At 68.8% G+C, this 1482-nt stretch carries 2 protein-coding genes; one reads left to right on the top strand and one right to left on the bottom strand.

All coding sequences use genetic code 11. The features are described 5' to 3' along the window. On the top strand, positions 1-940 hold a 940-nt coding region (locus AB0915_RS39165), incomplete at its 5' end, for a methyltransferase (RefSeq protein ID WP_366696179.1). Between the two features lie 69 nt (positions 941-1009). On the opposite strand, the gene AB0915_RS39160 is transcribed toward AB0915_RS39165, so the two are convergent. Beyond that, on the bottom strand, positions 1010-1342 hold the full coding sequence (locus AB0915_RS39160; protein WP_366696177.1) for a TcmI family type II polyketide cyclase: 333 nt from the start codon (positions 1340-1342) through the stop codon (positions 1010-1012). Positions 1343-1482 lie beyond the last annotated feature (140 nt).

Genomic DNA, 1482 nt, shown 5'->3' with positions numbered 1-1482 from the left:
GGCCCGGCTGGGCGTCGCCGACGCGCTCGGTGAGACGCCGGCCACCGCAGCCGAGCTCGCGGCGGAGGTGAACGCCGAGCCGGCGCCGCTTCGCCGGCTGCTGCGCGCTCTGTCCTGCTACGGAATCTTCGCCGAGACCGCCGACGGAAGCTTTGTCCACACCGACATGTCCCGACTGCTGCGCGAAGACGACCCGAACAGCCTGCGGTACATCTCCCTGTGGTGCACCGAGCCCTGGACCTGGGAGGTCTGGCCGCGGCTGGACGACGCGGTGCGCTCCGGCACGAGCGTCTTCCCCAACGTGTACGGGAAGGGGTTCTTCGACTACCTCCACGACGACGCGCACGAGTCGGCGCACATCTTCAACCAGGCCATGACCACCTCCAGCATGCAGTCCGCGCTGGATGTCGCCGAACTCCTCGACCTCGCAGGGGTGTCCGAGGTCGCCGACATCGGCGGCGGTCAGGGGCACGTGCTCGCCAGCCTGCTGGAGAAGCACCCGAAGGTCCGCGGCACGCTGATGGATCTGCCGGGCGTGGTCGCGCGCGCAGATGCCCGGCTGCGGGACGGCGGAGCGCTCGCCGGACGGACGAGCATCGTCGCCGGGGACTGCCGCGAGGCGATCCCCATCGAGGCGGATCTCTACATCATCAAGAACATCCTGGAATGGGACGACGAGAGCACGCGCAGGACGCTGCGCAATGTCATGGCGTCGGCCCGCCCGGGTGCCCGGGTCGTGATCATCGAGAACCTGGTCGACGACACTCCGTCGATGAGGTTCACCACCGCCATGGACCTGCTGCTCCTCCTCAATGTCGGCGGTGCGAAGCACACCAAGGAGAGCCTGATCGGGCGGATGGAGGAAGCAGGGCTGGTGGTCGGCGACATCAGTCCGGTGAACGGATATCTGCACGCGTTCGAGTGCACCGTGCCCAGCTGAACCGTTTCGCCTCACGCAATCGCCCCGGGTCCGGCTCTTCAGCCGGACCCGGGGCGACCGTCGTGCGTCTCAGGCGCTGGAGTCGCGCTCCCACCGGTAGAACTCGTGGGCCATCGCGTCCTTCGGACCACGCCAGGTCTGCGGGTCGTACGGACTGATGAAGGCGGTGAGCTTCTGGCTGAGGTCCTGGAACTCCGGGTGCTGGTGCACCTTGGCAATCTCCGGGCCCGGTGGGCGGTCGGACTCGATCAGGTGCAGATAGACGTCGCCGAACTGGAACAGCTTGCGCTGGTTGACTCCGACGAGGTGCGGCAGTTCGCTGCGGTCGGAGGCGGCGAACAGTTCGGAGATGTCCGGCGCCGACTCCGGCGCCATCCGGGCGACGATCAGAGCGTGGTGCATGGGCGGGATGCCTTTCTGATACCCGGCCGGTACCCCGCCGGGGCGGCGGGGTACCGGCCTGACGCGGGCGGGCAGGGGGGCAGCGGGCGGTGACCGGGGCGGTACGGAGAGAGGAAGAGCGGGGGGGAGGGGAAGAGTGG

The organism is Streptomyces sp. NPDC048411, assembly GCF_040704695.1.
In the GTDB taxonomy this organism is placed as follows: Bacteria; Actinomycetota; Actinomycetes; order Streptomycetales; family Streptomycetaceae; genus Streptomyces.
The sequence above is the reverse complement of the archived record's forward strand: the minus strand, read 5'-3'. Positions and strand labels throughout refer to the sequence as shown.